At 59.6% G+C, this 23,405-nt stretch carries 24 protein-coding genes and 4 pseudogenes; 13 read left to right on the top strand and 15 right to left on the bottom strand.

The features are described from left to right. Nucleotides 1–134: 134 nt before the first annotated feature. Nucleotides 135–721, top strand: a pseudogene (locus tag DU478_RS22140) (IS5 family transposase); the annotation flags it as partial. Between the two features lie 160 nt (nucleotides 722–881). On the opposite strand, the gene DU478_RS22145 reads toward DU478_RS22140, so the two are convergent. The 4 genes and pseudogenes from DU478_RS22145 to DU478_RS22160 all read right to left on the bottom strand — a co-directional run bounded on the left by DU478_RS22145 (nucleotide 882) and on the right by DU478_RS22160 (nucleotide 4,035). After that, nucleotides 882–2,138 (bottom strand): molybdopterin molybdotransferase MoeA, encoded by a 1,257-nt coding sequence (locus DU478_RS22145; RefSeq protein WP_114513031.1) that lies wholly within the window; start codon nucleotides 2,136–2,138, stop codon nucleotides 882–884. Nucleotides 2,139–2,204: 66 nt separating this feature from the next. Further along, on the bottom strand, nucleotides 2,205–2,669 hold the full coding sequence (locus tag DU478_RS22150; protein ID WP_325048115.1) for a molybdopterin dinucleotide binding domain-containing protein: 465 nt from the start codon (nucleotides 2,667–2,669) through the stop codon (nucleotides 2,205–2,207). Between the two features lie 13 nt (nucleotides 2,670–2,682). Continuing rightward, nucleotides 2,683–3,690 (bottom strand): annotated as a pseudogene (gene arsB / locus DU478_RS22155) (ACR3 family arsenite efflux transporter); the annotation flags it as partial. A gap of 3 nt (nucleotides 3,691–3,693) precedes the next feature. Continuing rightward, nucleotides 3,694–4,035 (bottom strand): ArsR/SmtB family transcription factor, encoded by a 342-nt coding sequence (locus tag DU478_RS22160; protein ID WP_114513032.1) that lies wholly within the window; start codon nucleotides 4,033–4,035, stop codon nucleotides 3,694–3,696. Nucleotides 4,036–4,248: 213 nt separating this feature from the next. Here DU478_RS22160 and DU478_RS22165 point away from each other — a divergent pair, with 213 nt between their 5' ends. Together DU478_RS22165 and DU478_RS23495 are read left to right on the top strand one after the other, a co-directional pair. After that, nucleotides 4,249–5,583, top strand: a complete 1,335-nt coding sequence (locus DU478_RS22165) for a Mu transposase C-terminal domain-containing protein (protein WP_233501544.1) — start codon at nucleotides 4,249–4,251, stop codon at nucleotides 5,581–5,583. 1 nt (nucleotide 5,584) lies between these two features. Continuing rightward, nucleotides 5,585–6,469, top strand: a complete 885-nt coding sequence (locus DU478_RS23495; protein WP_233501547.1) for a TniB family NTP-binding protein — start codon at nucleotides 5,585–5,587, stop codon at nucleotides 6,467–6,469. Between the two features lie 7 nt (nucleotides 6,470–6,476). Here DU478_RS23495 and scpB read toward each other — a convergent pair whose 3' ends face one another. Together scpB and DU478_RS22180 are read right to left on the bottom strand one after the other, a co-directional pair. Beyond that, complete coding sequence (gene scpB, locus DU478_RS22175; protein ID WP_114513033.1) at nucleotides 6,477–7,073, bottom strand: SMC-Scp complex subunit ScpB; 597 nt, start codon at nucleotides 7,071–7,073, stop codon at nucleotides 6,477–6,479. A gap of 3 nt (nucleotides 7,074–7,076) precedes the next feature. Continuing rightward, nucleotides 7,077–7,961 carry a DUF1403 family protein gene (locus DU478_RS22180; RefSeq protein ID WP_114513034.1) on the bottom strand — a complete coding sequence of 295 codons (885 nt, stop codon included), beginning with the start codon at nucleotides 7,959–7,961 and terminating at the stop codon, nucleotides 7,077–7,079. A 156-nt stretch (nucleotides 7,962–8,117) separates the two neighbouring features. Here DU478_RS22180 and DU478_RS22185 point away from each other — a divergent pair, with 156 nt between their 5' ends. Further along, complete coding sequence (locus DU478_RS22185; protein ID WP_114513035.1) at nucleotides 8,118–9,215, top strand: tyrosine-type recombinase/integrase; 1,098 nt, start codon at nucleotides 8,118–8,120, stop codon at nucleotides 9,213–9,215. Between the two features lie 6 nt (nucleotides 9,216–9,221). On the opposite strand, the gene DU478_RS22190 is transcribed toward DU478_RS22185, so the two are convergent. Together DU478_RS22190 and DU478_RS22195 are read right to left on the bottom strand one after the other, a co-directional pair. Continuing rightward, nucleotides 9,222–9,557, bottom strand: coding sequence for a type II toxin-antitoxin system RelE/ParE family toxin (locus DU478_RS22190; RefSeq protein ID WP_114513036.1), 336 nt, complete (start codon nucleotides 9,555–9,557; stop codon nucleotides 9,222–9,224). Then, nucleotides 9,554–9,811 carry a type II toxin-antitoxin system ParD family antitoxin gene (locus DU478_RS22195; protein WP_114513037.1) on the bottom strand — a complete coding sequence of 86 codons (258 nt, stop codon included), beginning with the start codon at nucleotides 9,809–9,811 and terminating at the stop codon, nucleotides 9,554–9,556. The genes DU478_RS22190 and DU478_RS22195 overlap by 4 nt, the downstream gene beginning before the upstream one ends. A 156-nt stretch (nucleotides 9,812–9,967) precedes the next feature. On the opposite strand from DU478_RS22195, the gene DU478_RS22200 reads away from it, so the two are divergent. Both DU478_RS22200 and DU478_RS22205 read left to right on the top strand, forming a co-directional pair. Next, nucleotides 9,968–10,849: a recombinase family protein gene (locus DU478_RS22200; protein WP_067626101.1), complete on the top strand. Its 882-nt coding sequence runs from the start codon at nucleotides 9,968–9,970 to the stop codon at nucleotides 10,847–10,849. A 119-nt stretch (nucleotides 10,850–10,968) separates the two neighbouring features. Continuing rightward, a complete protein-coding gene (locus DU478_RS22205; RefSeq protein WP_114513038.1) occupies nucleotides 10,969–12,132 on the top strand; it encodes an ATP-binding protein in 1,164 nt (387 codons plus the stop codon). Between the two features lie 233 nt (nucleotides 12,133–12,365). Here the strand turns inward: DU478_RS22205 and DU478_RS23040 are convergent, their stop codons facing one another. Next, nucleotides 12,366–12,671, bottom strand: a complete 306-nt coding sequence (locus DU478_RS23040) for a hypothetical protein (RefSeq protein WP_158545829.1) — start codon at nucleotides 12,669–12,671, stop codon at nucleotides 12,366–12,368. 239 nt (nucleotides 12,672–12,910) lie between these two features. Here DU478_RS23040 and DU478_RS22215 point away from each other — a divergent pair, with 239 nt between their 5' ends. The 5 genes and pseudogenes from DU478_RS22215 to DU478_RS22235 all read left to right on the top strand — a co-directional run. After that, complete coding sequence (locus DU478_RS22215) at nucleotides 12,911–14,266, top strand: ParA family protein (RefSeq protein ID WP_171046067.1); 1,356 nt, start codon at nucleotides 12,911–12,913, stop codon at nucleotides 14,264–14,266. Beyond that, nucleotides 14,263–15,285 (top strand): ParB N-terminal domain-containing protein, encoded by a 1,023-nt coding sequence (locus DU478_RS22220; RefSeq protein WP_114513039.1) that lies wholly within the window; start codon nucleotides 14,263–14,265, stop codon nucleotides 15,283–15,285. The genes DU478_RS22215 and DU478_RS22220 overlap by 4 nt, the downstream gene beginning before the upstream one ends. Nucleotides 15,286–15,512: 227 nt before the next feature. Continuing rightward, nucleotides 15,513–16,793, top strand: a complete 1,281-nt coding sequence (repC, locus tag DU478_RS22225; RefSeq protein WP_114513040.1) for a plasmid replication protein RepC — start codon at nucleotides 15,513–15,515, stop codon at nucleotides 16,791–16,793. 373 nt (nucleotides 16,794–17,166) lie between these two features. Next, the gene (locus tag DU478_RS22230; protein WP_233501549.1) at nucleotides 17,167–17,637 is read left to right on the top strand and encodes a hypothetical protein; all 471 of its coding nucleotides are present in this window, start codon (nucleotides 17,167–17,169) and stop codon (nucleotides 17,635–17,637) included. A 41-nt stretch (nucleotides 17,638–17,678) separates the two neighbouring features. Beyond that, nucleotides 17,679–18,359 (top strand): annotated as a pseudogene (locus DU478_RS22235) (ArdC family protein); the annotation flags it as partial. 216 nt (nucleotides 18,360–18,575) lie between these two features. Here DU478_RS22235 and DU478_RS22240 read toward each other — a convergent pair. From DU478_RS22240 to DU478_RS22260, 5 genes and pseudogenes are all read right to left on the bottom strand, one after another. Next, the gene (locus DU478_RS22240) at nucleotides 18,576–19,682 is read right to left on the bottom strand and encodes a VirB4 family type IV secretion/conjugal transfer ATPase (RefSeq protein WP_233501553.1); all 1,107 of its coding nucleotides are present in this window, start codon (nucleotides 19,680–19,682) and stop codon (nucleotides 18,576–18,578) included. Then, nucleotides 19,672–19,950: a type IV secretion system protein VirB3 gene (locus tag DU478_RS22245; protein WP_025042451.1), complete on the bottom strand. Its 279-nt coding sequence runs from the start codon at nucleotides 19,948–19,950 to the stop codon at nucleotides 19,672–19,674. Before DU478_RS22245 ends, DU478_RS22240 begins: the two co-directional genes overlap by 11 nt. Further along, nucleotides 19,943–20,236, bottom strand: a complete 294-nt coding sequence (locus tag DU478_RS22250) for a TrbC/VirB2 family protein (protein WP_110281104.1) — start codon at nucleotides 20,234–20,236, stop codon at nucleotides 19,943–19,945. The genes DU478_RS22245 and DU478_RS22250 overlap by 8 nt, the downstream gene beginning before the upstream one ends. Continuing rightward, nucleotides 20,233–20,846, bottom strand: a pseudogene (locus DU478_RS22255) (lytic transglycosylase domain-containing protein). Before DU478_RS22255 ends, DU478_RS22250 begins: the two are co-directional and overlap by 4 nt. A 43-nt stretch (nucleotides 20,847–20,889) precedes the next feature. Continuing rightward, complete coding sequence (locus DU478_RS22260; protein ID WP_064223254.1) at nucleotides 20,890–21,258, bottom strand: hypothetical protein; 369 nt, start codon at nucleotides 21,256–21,258, stop codon at nucleotides 20,890–20,892. 210 nt (nucleotides 21,259–21,468) lie between these two features. Here DU478_RS22260 and DU478_RS22265 point away from each other — a divergent pair, with 210 nt between their 5' ends. Beyond that, nucleotides 21,469–21,720, top strand: a complete 252-nt coding sequence (locus DU478_RS22265) for a hypothetical protein (protein WP_064223255.1) — start codon at nucleotides 21,469–21,471, stop codon at nucleotides 21,718–21,720. Nucleotides 21,721–21,844: 124 nt separating this feature from the next. Next, a complete protein-coding gene (locus tag DU478_RS22270) occupies nucleotides 21,845–22,102 on the top strand; it encodes a helix-turn-helix domain-containing protein (RefSeq protein ID WP_028284972.1) in 258 nt (85 codons plus the stop codon). 517 nt (nucleotides 22,103–22,619) lie between these two features. Here the strand turns inward: DU478_RS22270 and DU478_RS22280 are convergent. Beyond that, nucleotides 22,620–23,315, bottom strand: a complete 696-nt coding sequence (locus DU478_RS22280; RefSeq protein WP_233501555.1) for a hypothetical protein — start codon at nucleotides 23,313–23,315, stop codon at nucleotides 22,620–22,622. Nucleotides 23,316–23,405 lie beyond the last annotated feature (90 nt).

Genomic DNA, 23,405 nt, shown 5'->3' on the forward strand with positions numbered 1-23,405 from the left:
GCCAGGCGCCACACCCCGCACAAGACATTGGAGACGACCCGCCGCCGAAAACCATCATGAGGCGCTCAATGCGACCTCGGAGAGAACCATGACCCCGGACGGACAGCCCTCACTCTTGACGAGGCCGCAATCAGAGAACGCTCTACAACCGCTGGAAGCGATGGAGCGAGAAGGGCGTCTTCGCTCAGATGATGGCCGGGTTGGCTGCCGACCATTGCGAAGAGAAGACCGTCATGATCGATGCCACCTACCTCAAAGCCCACCGAACAGCGACCAGCCTGGGCGTCAAAAAGGGGGGCGTGGACGCCTGATCGGGCGCACCAAGGGCGGCATGAACACCAAGCTGCACGCCATCTGCGACAGCCAAGGACGTCCGCTCAACCTGTTCGTGACCGCCGGACAGGTCAGCGATTATGTCGGCGCTCGGGCTCTACTCGGCAGCCTGCCCGATGTCGACTGGCTGCTCGGGGATCGCGGCTACGACGCCGACTGGTTCCGCGAAGCGTTGCAAGACAAGGGGATACGCGCCTGCATCCCCGGCCGGAAACAACGGAAGACGCCGGTGAAATACGACAAGCGCCGATACAAGCGGCGCAACCGCTTCGAGATCATGTTCGGCAGGCTCAAGGACTGGCGGCGCGTGGCCACGCGATACGACAGGTGCCCCAAGGTCTTCCTCTCGGCCATCGCCCTCGCCGCTATCGTCATCTACTGGCTATGAGTCCTGAGCCTAGGAAAACAGGGGGTGTTCGTTTTCCTGTCTTATCAAGATTAGGTCGGGATCGGGGCACTTGCGAGGCGACTTGATCGTGACTGTCCTCAAAACAAGTCACGCTGCAATTGTTATCAGGCGACAACTACAAAACTGCGTTTTTTGACTATCAATCGTACAACGGTTCCACCAGCAAAGGCTGGCCGGGTCTGACCATCTCGACCTCCGCAGGTATGACCGCGATTCCCATGGCTTGAGCGATTGGAGACAGCGATGCTGAAGCGCCTTGGCCCAACCGGTCGATAATCGGTCGCTGCATCGGATCTCTCTGTGACCATGTGACCGGCACGTATTCGCGTCGCCCGGTTGAGCGGGAATAGGTGAACCCCGCGACTGCGGGCAGCCAGCTGTCCGGTTCCTCCATCAGCCCCGCCGCCCGGCGCAGGGCCGGCCGCGCGATCTGAGTGAACGTGATCGCAGCGGCATAGGGATTGCCCGGCAAGCCGAAATAAAGCGCCCGCCCGAGCCTGCCGATAGTCAGCGGCTTGCCGGGGCGAATCGCGACCTTCAACACCTCCAATTCAGCTGCTTCGAGACGTAACGCGTCAAGGATGTGATCCTCCTCGCCTGCCGACACGCCGCCCGAGGATATCACGACATCATGGGTCTGTGCGGCATGGCGGATGGCCACACGGATACTAGCGGGGTTGTCCGGAAGGATGCCGAGATCGGTCAGGTCGACCCACGGGAGGCGAGCCAGCGTCGCCCGCAGAAGCACACGGTTGGAGTTGTAGATCTGCCCCGGCCCAAGGGCGCTACCCGGCTCTGCCAACTCGTCGCCAGTGGACAGCATGGCCACGCGCACGCGGGAGCGCACGGCAACGGACGCCACCCCACACCCTGCCAGCAGAGCCAGCCTGGGCGGGGTCAGCGCCAGCCCGGCGGCCAAGGCCTGTGCGCCATCGGCCACATCCTCACCGCGGCGACGAATGTTCTGGCCGGAGCGGGGCGCGTTCGTCAGAGAAATCATGTCTCCGTCGCGCGAGACTTGTTCCTGCATCACGACGGCATCAGCCCCGAATAGCACCGGCGCGCCGGTGAAGATGCGGGCCGTGGTGCCGGGCGGAAGTGTGAGGGCGCGCGTGTCGCCGGCCGCGATGCGGACAGACACGGGCAGGTGCCATGGGCCTTCGCCGGTCAGATCTGACAAGCGCAAGGCATAGCCATCCATGGCGGAATTGTCGAAGGGTGGCAGCGCGTGAGCCGCCATGATCGGGGTGGCCGTTATGCGACCGACCGCTTGTTCAAGCGGCAGCATCTCTTGCCCAGTAACTGGGCAGGCCGCAGCGATGGCACGTAGGCGTGCAGCGTCGACGGAAAGCGTTGGCCCGGATTTGCCTGTTGAACAGACCGCAAGACTCGACATGGCTTTTCCCCCTCCCAAAGGAAAAAGGCCCGCCCCGAGTGTCGGGGGCGGGCCGGTATTGTCAGGTCAGAGCATGATCTCGTGCGACTTGAACGAGATGCCCCGGGTCTGGGCAGTCGCATCCGAGATCTTGCGGATGTCGCCCCAGCAGTGCTTGTAATCCGGCAGCACCAACTCATTCACGCCCGGATTCACCACGTTGCCCTGGCTGCCCGCGGGCGAGCCGAAGACCATCGCCACTGTGTTCCGCTTCAACGTCGGCATGGGATAGGCCATGCCCTGCGTCACACCGTTGTCGTTGATTATCTCGAGCAGGTCGCCGGGGTTCAGTCCCAGGTCGACCATGTCATCGGGATGCATCTCGACGAACGGGTGCGGGTAGCGATCCTGGACGAAATCGTTGTCCTGGTCGAGGAACTGGTTCTGCCAGAAAATGTTGGCGCGGACGTTGTTGATCCAGAACCGGTGCGCGGCCTGTTCGCGGGTCTTGCCCGGGGCCTGCCAGCCTCGCCAGCCCGCCGCACAGAACAGCGCCTTGCCGTCCTCGCGACCATGTGCGGTTAGCGAACCAGACGAGTGAAAGCATCACGGGAACCTCCACCAGAACGCCGACCACCGTCACCAGCGCAGCCCCGGAATTGAGACCGAACAGGCCAATGGCCACAGCAACGGCCAGCTCGAAGAAATTCGATGTACCGATCAGCGCGCAGGGGGCGGCCACCTTATGCGGCACTTTCCAGCGCCACGCCCAGAAATAGGCGATGGCAAAGATCCCGTAGGACTGGATCAGGATCGGCGTGGCAAGCAGGACGATCAGGAACGGGTTTTCCGTGATGACGCTGCCCTGAAACCCGAACAACAGCACCACTGTCAGGAGTAACCCCAGAACCGAGGCGGGCTTGATCCGTGCGGTGAAAGCAGAAACTGCTGCTTCTCCACCCCGGGTCATCAGTCTGGACCGGGTGAAGATGCCGGCAGCAAGCGGCAGAACGACATACAGAACAACGGAAAGAACCAGCGTTTCCCAAGGAACGGCGATATCTGTCACGCCAAGCAGCAAAGCCACGATGGGCGCAAAGGCGAAAACCATGATCACATCGTTCAGTGACACCTGGACCAGCGTGTAATTCGGATCCCCCTTGGTCAGTTGCGACCAGACGAATACCATCGCCGTACAGGGTGCCGCGCCTAGCAGGATCAGCCCGGCGATGTACTGGCCTGCATCCGACGGGTCGATCAGGTCCGCAAAGACGTACTCGAAGAACAGGACGCCGAGGGCGGCCATGGTGAAGGGCTTGATCAGCCAATTCACGACCACGGTGATGATCAGGCCTTTGGGGCGCTTGCCCACGCCTTTCAGCGCGCTCAGATCCACGGCGACCATCATCGGGTAGACCATCGCCCAGATCAGGACGGCGACAACGAGATTTACCGAGGCGTACTCGAGCGCTGCCAGCGCTGCAAACAGGCCGGGCAGTAACGAGGCCAGCACGATGCCCGCGACGATGCACAACAGCACCCAGACAGACAGATAGCGTTCAAAAAGGGACATTGATCAACCTTGGGCTCTAGCAGGGTTTACGCAGCAGGCGGATTCGCTGCGAATGATGTCGAGTTCTTCAATCAGCGCCGAGAGAGGCTGCAAGGCCCCAGGGCTGAGCGAATAGCAGACCCGCGGCGGGTCGATCTGCCCTTCGATCACGCCAGCATCTTTCAGAATGCGGAGATGTTCGGACACCGTGGACTGCGCGAGGCCGACGGCCTCGACGATATCACCGCCGATACAGCCCGGTGTTCGCGCCAGCAGGCGCAAGATCCGCAATCGCGCCGGATGGCCCAGGGCCTTGGCTGTTGCCGCCATTCTCATGTCCTCAAGGTCTTGCTGGACTTCTGTCATCTTGGCCTCATCTAAAATCGGCTATCGTCGTTTACCGATATGTTTTCGTAACTGCCGACGCAAGCGAATTCATTGGCGAGTGGCTGGGGAGCTCGGTACGCGGATAGTCAATCACCGCAGTTTCCGTGGCAGAGTGCCCTTGCCGGCACCTTATCCTCTACCGCATCTGTGCTATCCGGATCACCAACTTGCACAGCTTGAGCAAAGTCTTGAATGTCGGGGCGATCCTGTAACCCACCAAGTGAAGGACCGTTCAGAGCCGTCAGTTCGTGGCGCGCCACATCCTGTACCGCCCCTGCCCTGTCACTTCGCGGATCAGCCCATGCGCTTCCATCCAGGCAAGGTTGCGCTGGAGGGAAAAGCCTACGGCGCCTGAAACCCCGCCCAGGCTATATCCGGGCCAACCACGCACTCGATGTCGTCCAGATAGACCACACCCCCGCCGACATTCAGTTTGTAGAAGTCATCGATGGTCAGGGCATCTATGTCGGACGCCCCTATCTCACTATCGCAGCCGATGTTGCAACAAGCGCGATTGTTGGCTTCTGCCTGACCCTCGAGAAGCCCTCACGCCTGTCGGTCGCCCTCTGTCTTGCGCAGGCGATGTGCCGCAAGGAGGACTGGCTGGCAGCGCGCGACATCAATCATTCCTGGCCGATGTTTGGTCGCCCGAAGAAGGTCGTCGTGGATTCCGCCATGGAATTCAGAAGCACCAGTTTCATCCGGGGATGTGCTGATTACGGCATTGCAATTGAAAGCCGGAACAAGGGGACCGTCCATCGTGGCGGGGTTGTCGAACGGCTTCTCGGCAAGGTGAATACGGTACTGTGCTCCCTGCCTGGCAAGACCGGGCGTTCCATCGCAGATCGGGGTGAATATCTGTCCGAAGACCGTGCGAGGCTCAACTTTGCAGACCTCGAACGCTGTATCGCGCTGGCGATTATCGATCACAATCTTAGCCAGAATGAACGCAAGCTGACGGTCCCGACCAAGGAATGGGAACGAAAATGCCGTCAGCCGGATGGCCCGGAAGACAACCCTTTCGACGTTCTGCTCAGCTTTCTCCCGAACAAGACACGCAGGATTTCACCTCAGGGTGTCAGCCTGTTTGCCAACGACTATTTCGATCCATTGATGGGCCCATTGGTCGCCCGCCGTGATCGATTGGATTCTCTCGATGTTCGTTATGATCCTCGGGACATCAGCCACATCTACATCAAGGATCCAGATACAGGAACCTGGCGCACTGTGGGGCGGCGGGATGGACTGCTTGAGGCGGTCACCCTCTGGCAGCACAGGGCCGAAAGAAGCCGAGCGCGCGAAACCGGTCGGCGCCCGATCGAGGAGAAGACCGCAATCCGTCGCGAAATCGCGGCGACCGTGGATGCCTCGGCATCGAAGAAGCAAAGGCTGAAGGAAATCGCACGGACCAGGCATGCGGCTCATGCGCCGAAACCCTACCAGAGCCTGACTCCTGTCCCGACACCACTCCGCGAAACGCCCGACCCCGAACGCCCGCGGCGCGTTTTCCCGGTGGAGGATTGGTAAAATGACGGATCACCTCCTGAACTCCGCCGCATCACTTCTCAATGCCGGTGACGCGTGCCGCATCGCCCATATCCGGACGGCCCGTTGGATCAGCCATCCGGTTGCAAGTCGCGCCCATGACGCCATGCGTCTGCTGCTCGATCGGCCAGTAGCTTTGCGCCCCAGAGGGCTCTTGCTGACGGGCCCTTATCATAATGGCAAGACGATGATCGCCGAACGCTTCGCGATTGAACATTTGCGTCAGTCAGAACGTCAAAGGATATGGGTGATCCAGACCCGAGAGGGTGCCGGGCTGTCTCACTTCTATGCCAGCATTCTTGCCGGGTTGCGCGCGCCTCAGGCGTCTGGTTGGCGGAGCCTGTCGCGCGCGGGCGAGCAGGTGGATCATTTGCTGGACAACTTGAAACCCCGCCTGCTCATCTTCGATAAGTTTCACAGCGCCCTTCGAGGGCGCCGACAGGACGTGAAAGCAATCTTTTCGTTCCTGCGTCGCATCGCACGTGTCCACGATATCTCGCCCGTACTGGTCGGCGAGGTTGGACGGCATGGAAAGACATCTCTGCCCGTCATGCTCGGAGCGGCTTGTTTCACGTTCAAGGGCGAGCCGACGTCGATTTCGCGCTTGCCGCACCGGGTTCGCTACGTATTGTTCTGCCAGTTGGCCGATGGAATGCCGCACCTCCAAAAACGTTCCGAGCACCCTGCAATTGATCTCTGGACCCGCATTGCACTGGCTACGCCCAAGCATTCCGACCTGGTGGCATCATTAAGGGCAGAGATCACGTCACAGATAACACCGCAAGCAAAGACGCGCTCCAGGCATCCTGATTTGGCTGGTTTACAGCTAGCCATCAACCGCCTTCACTCAAACGGCCGCGCATCATAGGCAACGGCTACGCCTGCGAATTGATGACCCCTGCATCCTCCATCTGCTCCTGATCGGGCAGGTCCTGCAGCGACTCCAGATCGAACGCGACCAGGAACTGCTCCGTCGTCACATAGGTATAGGGTGCTCCACGCCGCGGCGACCGTGGGCCGGTTCCGATCAACCGCGCATGCAGTCGCCCGATCAGATCGCGGCTGATCTCCTTGCCGAAGATGTCCTTCAGCCCGTCCCGGGTGATCGGCTGGTGGTAGGCGATGGCAGCGAGCACCGCGACATCATATTCGTCCAGGTCCAGAAGCTGTTCGCCCACATCCGCAGCGGCCCTGATCGCTGGGGCGTAGGTGGGCCGCGTGCGCAACATCCAGCCGCCGGCCACCTGCGCCACTTCGAAGGATCGTCCTTCGAGATCGGCGACCAGGTCTTCGACCAACAGATCGACCGAAGCCCCCTGCCCCACCACGCGCGCGAGGTCCTCACGCGGCACCGGCGCTGCACTGGCGAAGAGAACGGCTTCAATTCGCCGCATCCATTCACGCCAACGCAATTCGGTTGGCAGATCGTCCAATTCCCGATCGAAGTCAGTTTCGGCGTGATCCTTGGCCATCGCTCAGATCCCGTAGAGTCGGAACGTGTCGCGGCCGGTCAGCTCGCGCACCGCGCCGAGATCGACCAACCGGTCACAGAGCCGCCGTGCGGACCGGTCCGGTAGTGGCAGGGCCGCAGGCGCGACGGCATCTTGGGTCAGGAACATCTCAACGGCATCCCCCGCGCCTTTGGCCCGCAGCTTCGGCGCGACCGCTTTGAGTTGCGCTGCCCGCCGCGCGAGGTCAGTTGAGAGACGCACGGCATCGACCGCCGATGAAACGAGCGCACGATGACAAGCCGAGCGTAGGTCTTCGCCTCGCTTGCGTATGTCGGCGCGTTTCAGGCCTGCGGCCAGAAGCGGCACGACATGATCCCAACCAAGCGCCTGAGCGAGGGTCGCGTCAGCAAGGACGAGTGCGGACACCTCGGCACGGGGGGCATCGTTTAGTACCGCCTCCAGCACCATTGCCGCGCGACTGACCGCTGCTCCCTGCCCGGCATCGAGCCAATGCGCAATCTGATCACCCTGAAGTTCAGGCAGCGCACGGACCAGAGCTTTCACGGTCAGCGGCCTTTCCGTGGCGCGACGCCACGCCAGACAGGTTTCGCCTGCCGGACCGGGCAGGTCGCCGGGGCGCAGCAGATGGACCACATCACGCAGCTCCCGTGCCCGCTCCAGACGACCCGAAAACGCAACACAGGCCTCCGCTGCGCGCAGCGCCAGCCGATCCCGCAGCAAGGCGTGGGGGACAGGCTCGTATCCTAACACAACATGCAGGTGGCTCAGTGCTGCGCCCGACAAAAACGCCACATCTTCAAGGGTTTCGGTGCGTGCCGAGATGACCCAGGGCGGCATCCGGGGTAAGCTCTCACGGTCGTTGTCGAAGGTTGAGCGGGCATATGTCATGCCACAACACTATCTCGCGGCGGCGCTTTGATCCACAATATAATGTACAAACCGCCCCGGGTTGCCGAACCTTTATATGTCCAATAAGTTTGCATTATCGGACACAATAATTTATGCTGGAAAGTAGTTTAATTTCACTGCTGGATTCACTGGAAAATGGCATCAGAGGACGAGCCACCGACTCCATCAAACTCTGATGCAATTCAGAATGCTCAGGTTGACGCAAGGAATCAAGAAAAAGGCGATGGGATCACCCTGCCCTCTCATGTCGCGGGGTCGGGCAGCCTCGATCGCCTGGTCGACACCGCGCGTGACTATGCCCGTGCAGCGGCCTCGGACAATACGCTGAAGGCCTACGCAAAGGACTGGGCGCACTTCACACGCTGGTGTCGGATGAAAGGCGCGGAGCCGCTGCCTCCATCATCAGAGATGATCGGGCTCTACTTTGCGGATCTGGCTTCCGGGTCGGGCCCCTCCCCTGCCCTTTCGGTATCGACAATCGAACGCCGCCTCTCAGGCCTTGCGTGGAACTATGCGCAAAGAGGCTTTGCGCTTGATCGCAAGAACCGCCACATTGCGACGGTGCTGGCGGGAATCAAACGCAAGCACGCGCGCCCGCCGGTCCAGAAAGAGGCGATCCTTGCCGAAGACATCCTCGCGATGGTGGCCACGCTACCTTTCGACCTGCGCGGGCTGCGGGACCGCGCGATCTTGCTTCTGGGGTACGCCGGCGGCCTGCGTCGTTCCGAAATCGTCAGTCTCGACGTTCACAAAGACGACACGCCGGACTCGGGCGGCTGGATCGAGATCTTCGACAAAGGCGCCTTGCTCACCCTCAACGCCAAGACCGGCTGGCGCGAGGTCGAGATCGGCCGCGGCTCCAAGGACCAGACCTGCCCTGTCCGTGCGCTCGAGCAATGGTTGCAGTTTGCGAAGATCGACTTCGGCCCGATCTTTGTCGGCACCTCGCGCGATGGCAAACGCGCGCTGGAAACGCGGCTCAACGACAAGCATGTCGCGCGCCTGATCAAGCGCACGGTCCAGGACGCCGGGATCAGGTCGGAGCTTCCCGAAAAGGACAGACTGGCCCTGTTTTCCGGGCACTCTCTCCGCGCGGGTCTGGCCAGTTCCGCAGAGGTCGATGAGCGCTACGTCCAAAAGCACCTTGGGCATGCTTCAGCCGAGATGACCCGTCGCTACCAGCGGCGTCGCGACCGCTTCCGGGTGAACCTGACAAGGGCCGCGGGCTTGTGAAGCAGTTCAGAGGCCTTCGTTCTTCTTCGTCGTCAGCGCCGCCACATGACGAGGCACATCACTGCGAGAGTGCAGGATATCGACGATGACGACCTCGTCGGGCTGGTCGAGAAACATCAGAAAATGCTCCCCTGCCCTAGCGAACCGCAAGTCAGCAGCCTCATCCACGAGAACCGCACAACTCCGGCTATACACCTGACCGTTCAAAATACCTTCACAGCGGCTGAGCAATTCCGCCTCGTAGAGCTCTGCCTGACGCAGCCCAAAATTCTCGATCGTCCATCTGGCGATCTCGATGAGGCTGGTTTCCGCACGACGCGTCAGCCGGAAGGATCGGTTCATGAACGAGCGCGCGCAGTCGCAAAGGCCCGACGGATCGCATCTTTGCCGCTGCCCTCCGCAAGATCACCCGCCTTGGCCTGCGCCAATCCCTCGAGCAACCCCTGACGGATCTCGGCAAGCTGTGCCTCTTCCTGCTCAAGCAGTCTCAGGCCCGCGCGCATCGCTTCGCTCACGTTCTGATAGCGTCCAGACGCCACCAGTGCTTGGACCAGATGGTCTTGAGTTTCGGTCAGGACAACATTGCGTGTCACCATGGGCAGATCTCCTTCATTGGCAATATACGCCAATCCGAGGTTTTGATCAATGGAATCTGATACTCGTCGACGAACGGCCCATAAGGCCGCGCTCTACCCACCGCCGTCAAACGGTCGTTTATTAGCCGTATCCTAAACTGCAAAAGGCAGGATTTGATGCCGTTGATAGGCTATGCGCGAGTATCGACCGAGGATCAGACCCCCCTGCCCCAGTCGCAGGCGCTGAAATCAGCGGGCTGTGTCGAAATCCATGAGGAACAGGCTTCTGGCGGTGATCGTGCGCGGCCTGTGCTGGCGCGGCTGCTGGAACGGATCGGCAAGGGCGATACGCTGGTGGTGGTGCGCATCGACCGGCTTGCGCGGTCGCTGTCGCATTTGCTGGAGGTGATCGAACGGCTGGAAGCAAAGGGCGCCTTCTTCCGCTCGATTCAGGACCCGATCGACACCGGATCCCCGCAGGGCAAGTTCACGCTGCAGGTTCTGGGTGCAGCAGCCGAGTTCGAGCGCGCCCTGATCCGTGAACGGACCAAGGCTGGGCTTGCCAGCGCACGAACAAAGGGGCGGGTCGGCGGAAACCCTGGCCTGCGCGCCCGGGATCCGGCTGCGCTACGCAAGGTCCGACTGGCGCGACAGGACGGATATATAGAACGCCTGAATGAAACTGCGCAGGACTGGGTGCCCCATGTGCGTCGGCTGCGTCCCGATCTGGCTTGGGAAGATCTGGTGCGCATCATCAACGGCCCCCTACCCGAGGCCCGGCGCTGGACGCAAAGCCGTCTGCTGCGCGCTGTGAACGCCTATGTCCGCGATGGGTTCCTCCCCGCGACCGTGCTTGATCGCGCGGGCCCGCGTGCGCGAGATGATCGCCTGCCCGCCATCGTCGCGGGTATCAAGGGCGCCGATCCCGACATTACGCTTCAGGCCATCTGCGCCCGCTTGGAGAACATGCGTGAGCGCACACCCCGCGGCCGGACAAGCTGGCAGCCATCATCAGTGAAGATGTTGCTGGAGCGGGCGAAGCGGCTTGGGATGATATGAGTGAGTTTTGACGCTAAGCCTGTTCGTCACATCATGCGACATCTCCAATTAAGTGGCAACTTTACCTGCTAAGCAGTTTATCCTTGCAGATCTTCCATCGTGTGGAGTAATTGCAAGGTATGTATAAGCGCCAAACTCATCACTTTGTGCAATCCGCGCTCGAGAGCCAAGCTGCTGTTGTCCTCCTCGGCCCCCGGCAGGTTGGGAAAACCACGCTCGCTCTAGACATAGCTTCGGAGCAACCATCGGTATACCTTGATCTAGAACGAGATGCGGACAGGCAGATCCTGACCGAACCGGATCTATATCTGGATGAACAGGCGGGAAAACTCGTCATCCTCGATGAGGTGCAGCAGATGCCTGGCCTCTTCAAGAGCCTGCGTGGTCAGATCGACCAGCGCAGGCGGGCCGGTTTTCGAGCGGGCCAGTTCCTGCTCTTGGGATCAGCCTCCAACGTCCTACTCCAACAGTCGGCAGAATCCCTTGCTGGACGTGTCAGGTATATCGAAATGCCCCCTCTACAGCTTACCGAGGTGGGGGCTGATCAGTTGAATGCGCTCTGGCTGCGTGGTGGCTTTCCTGACAGCTTCATGGCTTCAAGCGATCAAGCCAGCATGGATTGGCGTCTGGATTTTCTGCGTACATATCTGGAACGTGACATCCCTGCACTCGGACCGCGTATTCCAGCCGCAACCTTGCGGCGCTTCTGGACAATGCTTGCGCATGTGCAAGGTGGTCTATTGAACGCTGCAGCCCTCGCCGAGGGGCTGGGCGTCTCCGGCCAAACGATTGGACGCTACCTCGATCTGCTCGTTGATCTCATGCTGGTGCGGCGACTGCAGCCCTGGCATGAGAATGTCGGCAAGCGTTTGGTGAAATCGCCAAAGGTTTATGTCCGCGACAGCGGGGTCGTGCATGCCCTGTTAAGCATTGGGACAATCGAGGGCTTGCTCGGGCACCCCGTCGTTGGCGGCAGTTGGGAGGGGTTATGTATCGAGGCCCTTCTTGCCGCTGCACCAACCGGCACCGAACCCTTCTTCTATCGCACTTCTGCCGGAGCTGAACTTGACTTGGTCCTTCGCCTGCCTGGGGGCGACATCTGGGCCGTTGAGATCAAGCGCACGACTGCGCCAAAGGTCTCGCGCGGGTTCTATGTGGGCGCGGAAGACATCAAGGCTAGCCGGAAGCTGTTGATCTACGCCGGAGAGCATGACGTCCCCGTGGCCGAAGGCGTTCGTGCAGTGCCTCTTGAGCAAGGGATCGGGCTGTTGAGAGCACTATAGCGCAACGCTTGTTGCGCGCGTGCACGAGAGTAAGGGGTCTACTTGTTTTGTTCAGTTTTAAGTACGCCGCGCATTTCCCTGTGGGATTTTTTCCGGTCCCCGCAGGTCTCCCGGTGCGTACCGGTTGCATGGAATGCACATCGCAGCGGCCGCCCCGTCTACAACGGCTGTGGCCCATCTTCCTCCCCTACCCTTCTATGCGGCGCTTCGCATCCAGCGTGGTCAGCCCTTGGTCAACCGCGCAGCTGCCCTTCTGGCTGCATCAGTTTCACAAGCGCCGACAACGAAACCGCCAAAGGCTTCGGCTCAATCTCCATCTTGACCTCCGACCTGGAAATTGCCATCGAACCCGTCGCGAGGTCGAACAGGACGGCCTTCGCGCAACGCGTCGCCGGACGCTCCCCGTGAGGCAAGCTGACCAGTGCGGCGGCATCTAGAAGATTCAGAAAGGGGAGACCGGCGCTGGCTACTTCACGGTGAGCATCTGTGATCACGGCTTCAACGCAAACATGGGCAAAGCCACCAACTAGGACGGTCATCTCCTGGGGTCCGAAAGACGCGGCGTGAAACATGCATGGTTGATCGGCTTCGCTCTGGTCAACCGACTTAAACTCCAATCTTGAACGCGTTCAAGATTGGAGTTTCTGGAGCCACTGAACCTCAAAATAAGCGCCTGAAACCTATAGGCGCGTGGTATCTTTATCTTTTGCTCAGAACCGTGCTACCATTGAAGCAGAATCGAGTCGAACTCGGACCCAACCGAAGTCAGGGCTTATAAATGAGCGGTAGTTTAGAACAGTTTTTGACGGATCTGTCACGTGGGCTTGAGCGCACGATGGTGGCAGTGAACAAGGAACTCACCTTGCGTCAGCGCATCAAGCGAACCTGGTCCATGCGCCAGTGCGCTAGGTTTCTCAATGTGAGTATTCAGTATCTGACCAAGTTCGCCAATTCGAGCGATGACTTTCCCGCAGGAGAATATGTTGGAAGAGAGCGTGTTTTCACGCTTTCAGAATTGATGCACATGCGGGCCCTTCTGGCAGCCTCGGCAAAGCGGCCGTACGACTACCTGGCCTGGCGGAAGCCTGACGCACCTTTGCCCGTCATCTCGTTTGCAAGCCAGAAAGGCGGGACCGCCAAAAGTCTGAGCGCCGCGCATTTTGCCCAGTATCTCAGCTTGCACTACGGCATGCGTGTCGGTGTTATGGATGCTGACCCGCAAAGTACAATAACGCTCTACTTCGTCGGGGGAGAGGGCCTTCCCCAAATGCCCGACGAAAACACCGCCTCTATGGTGGACTTTGCTGGACTCTTTCAGTCGGAAGACGCGCCATATACCGACCACGATGCGCAAACGCTCGATAGCTTCCTTCTCAAGACCTCCTGGCCAGGCCTGCGCCTGCTTCCAGCTCACGGCGAAACATCCGAGGGTGAGATCCAGATTGCGCGGCTTGTCCGCGAAGCCCCCGCCGGAAAGAGCTTTTACCGCTACCTACGCGATGCCATCGACCGCTGGAAAGCGGGCCACCCACCGAAAACGCCACCCAACGAATTGGTAGTCGACGGCAAGGTCGACCAGGAGCGGCTCGACACCGCACTAGCGGAGACGCTGGATGTCATCATCATCGACTATCAACCCGCGCTCACACTGTTCCAGTTGAATAACGTGATTGCGTCTACTTCACTGGTCATACCGCAAACCATGAAGGGGTTCGACATTGCGACGTTGTCGACCTTTGTGACTGGCCTGCTTGGGATGCTTCAGCACATCCTGGCCCATGAAAGGATCGAGATCGGAACCGGTGCGAACATGCTGTTGCCAACGATCGTTCAACGGTCCAATGCGCAGGATCTTAACCACATCGGAAACCTGCTAGAACATTGCCCCACGGAAATTCTGCCCGTGTTTTATTTGCGTTCCGACGCGATCTCGAACGCTTCGGACGTCTATCAGTCCGTATACGAATACGAGCCAGACACCCCGGGAAAGCGCAAGGGGATCAACCGGTTCATCACGAATGCCGATGCCGTGAACGACGCCATAATATCGCGACTCTGGCCAGGACTCGAACGTGGCTACGCCAATACTTGGATGGACGAATTCTATGAAGATGACGGCGAGGGTGAAGCATGAAACGCAGTATTCCAAGGTCGCTGGTCAGCAAGGCTACCAATCTCGATACAAACAAGGAACGTGCGAGCGGCTCCGAAGGCAGGACAGAATCGAGTGATGCTGTTTCGACTCCTTTCAAGGGGGCCGGCAGTGCCTGGAAATCAGGAGCGCTTGCGCAGTCGCAAGCTGCAGTAGAGCGAAGCAGAGCCGAGCTTTGTTTGGATATCCTCAACGGTCGCCATGAGATAAGCCTGTCGCCAGATCAAATCTCCGATCCAATGGGAACCGACCGCCGACAAGACTGGATGTCCCAGGAAGCCTTTAGGTCTTTGGTAAACAGCATCGCTTCGAACGGGCAGGACACGCCCATTCTAGTGTGGCCGGAGGATCCGGATTGGCAGCCGGATCCGTTGGACCCGTCGAATATCGCGGGGGTTCCATTCGTGATGCTGACAGGACGCCGCCGACTGGCTGCCGCGTCAGAGCTCGGTGTACCTCTTCGTGCAATACTTGCCCCGCCTGACGCGCGAAACGCTGAGAACAGCAAGTTTGAAATGTTGTTTCTCCGGTTTCGCGAGAATGAGGAGCGCGAGAATCTCAGCCCTTTTGAGCGATTGGTTTCGATTGGTGAAATGTATGAGACGCTGGCTTCTGGCGAAGAGAAACTGACAGCTGTGGCCTTCGCCAAGAAAATTGGTGTGCATGAGAGCCTAGTCTCGCGAGCACGGTCCGTTTTCGCTGCGCAGGATCAAATCTTGAACACGTTCAAGAACGTCTACGACATGAGCTTTCGTGATTTACAGGGTGCCTTAGCGAGCTTGGAGAGAACAAACAAAGCCAAGCCAAAACCAAAGACAAAGCCCCAAAAACTCACCGTAAAGCGCAAGGTGGGCAACCGAAATCTTTCGGTCACTTCCGTCGATGGAAACCTATCAATCAAGGTTGCAGGAGTGCCGATTGACCAAGAGCGTCTCGAAAAGCTTGGAGACTTAGTCGCAAGCTATTTGAACGTCGAAAACACGGAGAAGGATACCGACTGAAGACAGCGTTGGTGAGATGTTCTTCGGAACGATGAGGCAAGGAGCAAAAAAGGAACGACAAGTGAATTAACGGCAAAAGAAAAGCCCCCAAGCGGTGTGGCCTGAGAGCTGATCTTAATGGTTTGGTCACCTTCAAGATAAGTCTCACAGGATTCACTGTCAACGACGAACGCTTCTGAGCGAACGGCTTTCTTTTGCCTCCACACAACCGGAGGTGAGATACAGGCATGAAACATACAGGTTGGCGCAAGCCGACACCGGGTCTTGGGGTTGCTGAGCAGCTTGCCCAAGCCGGTGAACGGGTAGCAGTACCCAAGACGCGGGCATTTGTCGCGCTCAAGCGCGTTGGAGCGCATATAGGTCTGAAGGCCGGCGACATGATGCTCCTCGATACACTGGGGGCCTTCACGCAGGCCCAGGACTGGGAGGAGGGGCAGCGCCCGATCGTCTGGGCCTCTAACGCCTATCTGATGGAACAGACCGGCTTCTCTCTGTCGGCACTCAAGCGTCATGCGCGGCGTCTGGCAGAGAACGGTGTGATCTCTTTCCAGGATAGCCCGAATGGCAAACGGTGGGGCCGCAGAGACGCTGAGGGACGTATCGTCGAGGCCTACGGCTTCGATCTGTCGCCGCTTTCGGCTCGAGTCGAGGAGTTTGAAGAGCTGCAGGCCGAGTTGCAGGCCGAGCGCGAGCTCTGCCAGCGCTTGAAGCGTCAGATCACGGTTGCGCGCCGGATGATCCGCGCGCGGATCGAGGCGGCGGTAAGCGGCGCGTTGCGCGGGCCCTGGACGCAATTCACGGGTCTCTTCGAGGAGCTTCTGGACCGACTTCCGCGCCGCCATCACGCCTCTGAACAACTGGAGCGACTACTGGCGTGGTTCAAGGAACTTCAGGAACGAGTCGAGGCGGCCTATCTCAAGGCGACTGGTGCGATAAACCCTGTGGAAAACACCGACAAAAATGACGCCCAAGCTATAAGGAAGACTCAAGAAATGAACCCCAGGGAGGTCATTTCTGAACCTCATATACTAATTACAAATCAACTTATTCCTGTAACCAGTAATTCCTCTGAAAAAGAGGAAGCGGCGGATGTCGTGCCCAATGCACGACCCGAGGAGCGGGTTGATGGGGAACTGGAAGACTGGGTTGCAGAGGTGCGCAAGAAGCGAACCGCGCTTGACCTGCCAACAATCATGCAGGCCTGTCCAGAGTTCGCGTCCTGGGCGCGTAATATGGGCGGATTCCTGAAGGATTGGGGCGATCTGCATCGGGTTGCCGGGCAACTCAGGCCGATGATCGGGATTTCGGAGCATGCTTGGAACGTGGCTCAGGACCGAATGGGCACTCAGGTGGCCACGGCTGCGTTTGCACTTGTGTTCGAGAAGCACAGCGCGGGCGAGGTTGCCTCACCAGGCGGATATCTGCGCGGCATGGTCGAGAAAGCCGGGGCAGGGGAGCTGCATCTTGAGCGTAGCTTTTATGGCAGGCTCAGCGGGCAAGCGGCGTAAGAGGGTAAGATTAAAAGATGTTACGCATCCGCAGGTGTAGGCAGGGCTGTAGAAAATATCTTGCCGATCTGCTGAATATGCTAACTATCTGCCAAGTAACGATAATTTAGCACCTTGTGCAAGATTTTGCCGATTCCCGTTGCGGATTTTGCGTCCGCAGATACCTCTGCTGTTCCAAATCAATGGCTTCGACAAAAACGCAGGCATGGCGCGGTGTGGTGAGGACCCGCTGAAATTGGCCAGGACAGGGTCAATGCTCGAGAAAAGTAAAAGTGTCCTTCGGGTTTTGTGACTGACGGATGAGGGCCTTTGGGGTCCCTCAGATGGGTCCGGGCCGGATTCCGGTCTGTCTTTCCTGATGAAGGGCATTCCGATGCAAACAGGTGTTTTGCGCGTGTTGCGCGCGACCGCTGCCTGGTGGTGGCGACACAAGGAACTACGCCGAACCGGCCCGACGGGGCAGGCACAACGGCTCGAGCGCGAGACTGTCCTGCGTGAGCTTGGCTATCTGAAGCAGGCGGCGTTATTGCCAAACGCGCATGTGATCTGCGGAGAGGGCGGGACATTCATCCACCTCGGCTTGACCACCGTGTCGAGTTTCGCGCCGATCGAGCGCTTTCCCTTGGCCACTCTTGCGGTCGCACGTGGCACGCCGTTCATCGATATCCGACCCGTCACCGATGTCATCGCCTTCGCGAACCTGCCGCGGGTGGCGCGGGACGGATCGGTCGACCCTGACTCTTCGGGTCCCGGCAAGTCCGTGTCGCTGACCACCTACATCGACATGGTCGAAGCCCTCGGTGCCAGGATCGCCAACGATCCGCGCCCCTGTCGGTCAACCTAGTCACCACTCCCTCTCACCAAAACTCGAAAAGGAGGCCAGCCATGGCCCGATCCCGTACGCCCAAATTCGATGCCTCAGAGGTCATCACAAACGAAATCATCCGCATCATCGAGCGCGGCGTCCTGCCGTGGCGCAAGCCATGGACCGCAGGTGGCAGCTGTCGTCCCCTGCGCGTGGGCGGGGAACCCTACCAGGGAGTGAACAACTTCCTGCTGACGATGCGGACCGCGATGGCGGGCCACAGCTCTCCCTTCTGGATGACGCTGCCGCAGGCCAATGCGTTGGACGCAAAGGTCCGCAAGGGCGAAAAGTCCTCTGTCGTCGTTTATTACGGTCAAAGCCGGAGAGACGCCGGCGATGAGCATGATCACAGCGACGGGGATGATCACTCCGAGGAAGCCCGTATCTTCCGCTTCCAGAAATCCTACCGTGTGTTCAATGCCTGCCAGATCGAGGGCCTGCCCGACAGCTTCTACCCTGACCCGGAGCCCGTTCCCGAGCATCCGCAGTCCGAGCCCATCCCGCACATGCAGGCGTTTTTCGATGCCATCGACATCACAACCGTCTTCACGGGCACGGAGGCGTACTATTTGCCCCCCGTGGACAAGGTTTACATGCCATCCATCACGCGGTTCCAGGACCCGCGCAATTTCTACGGGGTCTGGGCCCATGAGCTGGCCCATGCCACGAAAGCTCCCCATCGACTGAACCGCGATTTCGGGTTGAGACAAGGCGAGACCGGGCAGCAGGCAAAACGCCAGGATATGAGGCAGGCTAGACTTCAATGTCGCCCTCCGGGGTGCCAAGGGGCGTGAAGTCACAATCAGGCGCGACAGGTGCCGTGGACGAAAGGAATGTGAAGCAGTTCGCCTGCGGTTCCTGGTACTGGGCGCAGGAGGCCAAAGCGCCGAGCGCGGTGAGAAGAAACAGGGTACGAATCATGAAAGCCTCCAGAAGTCGGGGCGGTCGCGGTAATCGGCGCCGACAAGCGCTTCGCCCTTTTCCATGCCGCCAAGGATGGTGAGATTTGGCCCAAGGGCGCTCAGATCGGCATCGACGACGATTGAGCCCTGATCGTCGCGGATCAGTGCGAGGCGGCTGGCCTCGAGATCATCGGCGGCGATATCGAGGGCTTCTAGGAGCGAGAGGGCCGCGTCCTGGCTGGCCTGCATCTGCCGCTTTTGCCGCTTGATGCGGCCCGCCATGAGGTTCGAATTGATCGGCCTGAAGGACTGCGTGACGATCATGTCGACCGGCAGGTTCAGCATGTCGAACATGGTGCAGGAGGTGCCTTCCGAGTATTCCCCGATGGTGAAACTCTTGCCGTAGCGGTGGCCCACGACGCCTTCAGAGAGCTCGAAATGATCGCCATGAAACGTCACGCGGGTATTGGCGACGTTGACGGACAGAAATCCGTAGGTGTTGGCCGGGTAGAGCGGCAGCTCGGTGCCCGTGTTGAGCGCGCCCAAAAACCCCACCAATTCCCCCGATGCGGCCGACAGCAAGCGCGGCTTGAGCTCGGTAAGCCCCGAGAGGAAGACGTTCACGGCCTCACCGAGGCGCTGCAGGCGTTTGCGGGTCTCCTCCTTCAGTCGGTCCGGCGCGCTGCGGCTGAGGAACGGCAGGAGGCTTTTGGGGGGCGGGCGGTGAATGACAGTGAGCGTCAGTGTTTTGTCGCGGAGCCCGCTGGTCTCGAGTTTCGCGCGCCAGCGCCGGTCAACCTCGCCTGCGAAGCTGTCCTCACGGATCGGGTCGAGATCAGGTTTGATGGCCTTGGAGACCATGTGGACGTAATAGCTGAATTCCGGCCCAAGTTGCGCGACGATGCGGGCAAAAAGCGCCGTCACCTTGTCGAGATAGGCATCGTCCGTCGTGTAGCTGTTGATCCCCTCGAGCCGGATGCAGCGGAAGAGTTCGTTCACCCGGGTCCGCACGGTCTGGTCGTCAACGAGGCTCACATAGGGCAGCATATGCGCGAGGCGGGTCTCGCGCGCATACCAGTCCGGCGTCATTGTGCGGGCATCGAGCGCAGCATCACGGGGCATAGCTGTCCCCGCCATGGATGGACCTGTTGCGCGTGGGCGGCGTCTCCTGCAGGGCCGTCATCATCACGTCGATGAAACGCGGGTCCCAATCTGCGGCCTTCCACAGCACCGGGTAGAGCAGGGCCGCGACAGCCAGCACCGCGATATGCTGGACCCAGACGAACAAGAGCACCGAACCGAAGAGCCAGACCATCGCATACATGATGGGCAGGCCCAGAAGCTTGGGCGGGCGCACGAGGCCGAGAAAGAGAGGCGCGCGCTCAGCCACCGGCAAAGACCGCCGCAACGATGGTGGGGGCGGCGGCGACACCAGCGATGCCGACAAGCACCCAAAGCGCTTGGCGCAGGTCGATGATATTGAAGAACCAGCTCAAGAAAACGCCGAGGACCGCGAGTGTGGCGATGACGACGCCAAGCGGGCCGGTCAACGCATCGACGATACCTTGCAGCAGGCTCTGGATTGGGGAGAGGTCGATGCTTTGCGCCAGGGCCGGTTCTGCAATGAGCAGGAAGATCGCCAGCGCGGCGACGAAGAGGTTTGAAATCTGTTTCATGAATTTGATCCTTCCAATCGGGCCACGACAGTCATGACGCGGGCCACGTGGTTCTGGGTTTCTCGGTAGGGGGGAATGCCGCCGTACTGGCGGACCGCATCGGGTCCGGCGTTGTAGGCTGCAAGGGCAAGGCGTGGATCGCCGAACGTGTCCAACATCATCGCGAGGTAGCGGGCGGCCCCGTCGAGGTTCTGCAGCGGGTCGCGTGGGTCAACGCCGAGATCACGGGCAGTGGCGGGCATCAGCTGGCCAAGGCCAATGGCACCTGCACTTGAAATCGCATCCTGCCGGTAGGCGCTCTCAACCTCGATATTGGCTCGATAGAGGGTCAGCCAATCCGTGACGGACAGACCCGCGCGGCGAAGACCGGGATGGCCGGCATAGCGCAGGGCGGTGGTTGAATCCCGGAGAGGACATCGGCGCGGGGCAGGGGAGTCGGGCGGGCAAGGGCCGCGACTTGGACGCCCTCTTGCTCGGCCTCTACCTCGCCGAAGATCGCGATCCCATCGGAGGCCGAACCCTGACCAATCCCGTCATTGTAGTTTCGGGCAAAGCTGCTTTGGGAGCGGGACGGGATCAGGGAGCCGTCGCCCTCCATGACCAGGACCATTTGCGCTGAGGCAGGTGCTGCGACCAGCCAGAAACAGACGAGGTTAGCTGCCAGCGCCCTTGTCTGATGGGGCTTTGTCTGACGGCGCAAGTTTGTGCGTACGGCTTGTCCCCGCCTCAAGCGGCAGGTCGACATGCGCAAAGCCAAGGCCAATGAAGAAAGACACCACGCCAGAGATCGTCTTGAACTCGCGGATCTTGATATCGTTGTAGGTCGTCCGCGTGCGGGCGGTGACGAGGAGCTTTTCCACCCCGTCATCAGAGACAACACGCATGATCCAGACCCCGTAATAGCTGGGGCCTTTCTTGTGTGCCGACTCTTGGCACAGGATTTCTGCGCTATAGCCGCTTTCCACGAGTTCGCGGAACCTGGCTTCCGTAACCACATTTGGTGCTTCGATGTCCCAGTTCATGGCCCGGCTCACGCTTTCTCCAATTGCGCGACCCCAGGCATTCCTACTTGAAGCCCAGAGTTACGATAGTATATTATCAACCGCAAGATGTAATATCGTGCTTTAGCTGTAGTTTGGTTACGCAAACACTAGTCACGGCCAGTGTCCGCGATCAAGGAGATAACAGGTTTGAGAAACCCAAGGTTGACATGCCTGCTCCCATTGCAAGCTATGGCCCTTCTGATCTGCGTTCCCGGGCCGGTTTTGGCGGAATCCTGCTTTGCGCCATCCCGTCCTTTCCTGCCAAGCGATTCGCAGGCCGCGCGGGACTATGCGGATATCATCCGCGGCGACTTCGAAGATTACATTCAGGATATCCAGAGCTACTTCCGTTGCCTCGACGGTGAACGGGCCCGCGCGTTCGAGGAAGCGAGGGAGGTCAGTGAGGACTACGGCCGATTTCTGCAATTGGTAGGGGATTGATGGGCAACCTCGGGAGCATCAGACTTGCAGCCCATGGAAACCGGACGCCGATAACACCCTCAAATATCTACTTGTTAGATAACAGATTTCATCCGCTAGCGACGTCACAAAAGGTATGTGACGCGTGGCAAAGACAATCAGAACAAATGGCCAGTTGGCGCTCGTCCGTGCGTTGGTTGATGCACGTCAAAATGCGGGTCTCAGCCAGCAGCAGTTGGCGGCGAAGCTCAAACGCCACCAGTCATTTGTGGCACGTCTCGAAAGTGGCGAGCGTCGTATCGACGTCGTGGAGTTTACAGTTCTGGCGAGGGTCATTGGTTTTGACAAAGATGAAGTCCTGTCGATTGTCGAAGCCGCCACGGAGCCCGACCACAGGATTTGAACCAAATGAATTGTTGAGAACACGGGAACCCATTTTCCCGGTCTGATGATCATTCCCTCCTTGAGGACCAGTTAGCCAACATCAAAGAAGCCCGGCGCGCGGTCGTAGTGAACGCTCTGCAACCCCACGCCGCAATTCGCAGCGCCACAGTGCAGGAAGTCAGTAAACAGTGAACGATGATAGGGGTGAGGGCGTCGCGATCGCCAATCTGATCGGGACCGATGGGTGCAGTGTTGTTGGTTGGGTTTATCGCTGGAGTACAGGCTCACATGCGGTGATGTGGGACGTCCAAGGGCCCCAGCCGGTATCGGAAACCCGGCCGGATATAAGTGACGAACAGAAGCAAGAAATCGACTTCGATGCGCTGACGAGGATCGGAAGAAGCGACGACGGGTGAACAGAGCGAACCCGCGGTGTTTGCCTAAACGCCAAACAGCATGTGGACCGCGAAGCGTATGCGGTGAGGTCTTGCAAGCCAAAGAAGCCGTCTTCCATGACAAATCTACGTGGCGGCAGGTCAGTAGTTCACCTGCTCGAACCCGTAGTTGCCGTCATAGTCACGCCAATCGACGAAGACGGATCGGTGATAAATGCCAGGGCAATGCTCGCCCCAACGTTCAAGTCCCACATGGGCCTCGGGCAGGGCAGTTATCGAAGATCGCTGCCATGAGAAGTCGCCTTGGGTCCCGTAGGTGCCGAGGACCACGGTCGCGCTTCGGTTACAATCCCCATCGCGCCCGGACTCGTGCTGTCGTGCATACCGTACATCGAAGACGCGGATGGACCGCACGAAATTGAACTCTGGCCCGCTGATATCGATGTCCGCGCGGTCCTGAACGAGCCGCAGGGCGAGGTCGGTGGGAAGGAGATTATCTACTGGCAAGGATTGAAGCGGTCGACGGGTGTCGGTTCGGTACAAGGCTTCAAAGATGCGGCCAGCGTTGTTTTGTAACCGATCGTTCTCGTAGGAGGCGCCCATGGGACAGCGCCAGATTTGCAGCGGTGGTTCGACCGGCCAAGGTGTAATCCGCCGGATAAATTCGGCGCGGGCTCGGGCGCAAGGGACGGAAGCAGGCCAGCCGCCAGACAGGCACAAGAGGATCGCGCAATCGATCGGGTATGTCTGCGCGCGGGCGGGTATTGGCAGCGAAGAACCTGTCACGGTCAAAGCGACTGCAACCGAGGGGAGGAGTTTTTTGAGTAAATGGCGCATTCTGAGGAACCTCCATGACCGGAGTCCAGCATACATACGATAATATACTATCGCAACACGAAGTATAAAGTCGCATAATGAAGTTTATGT

The organism is Thalassococcus profundi (genome assembly GCF_003344785.1).
In the GTDB taxonomy this organism is placed as follows: Bacteria; Pseudomonadota; Alphaproteobacteria; order Rhodobacterales; family Rhodobacteraceae; genus Puniceibacterium; species Puniceibacterium profundi.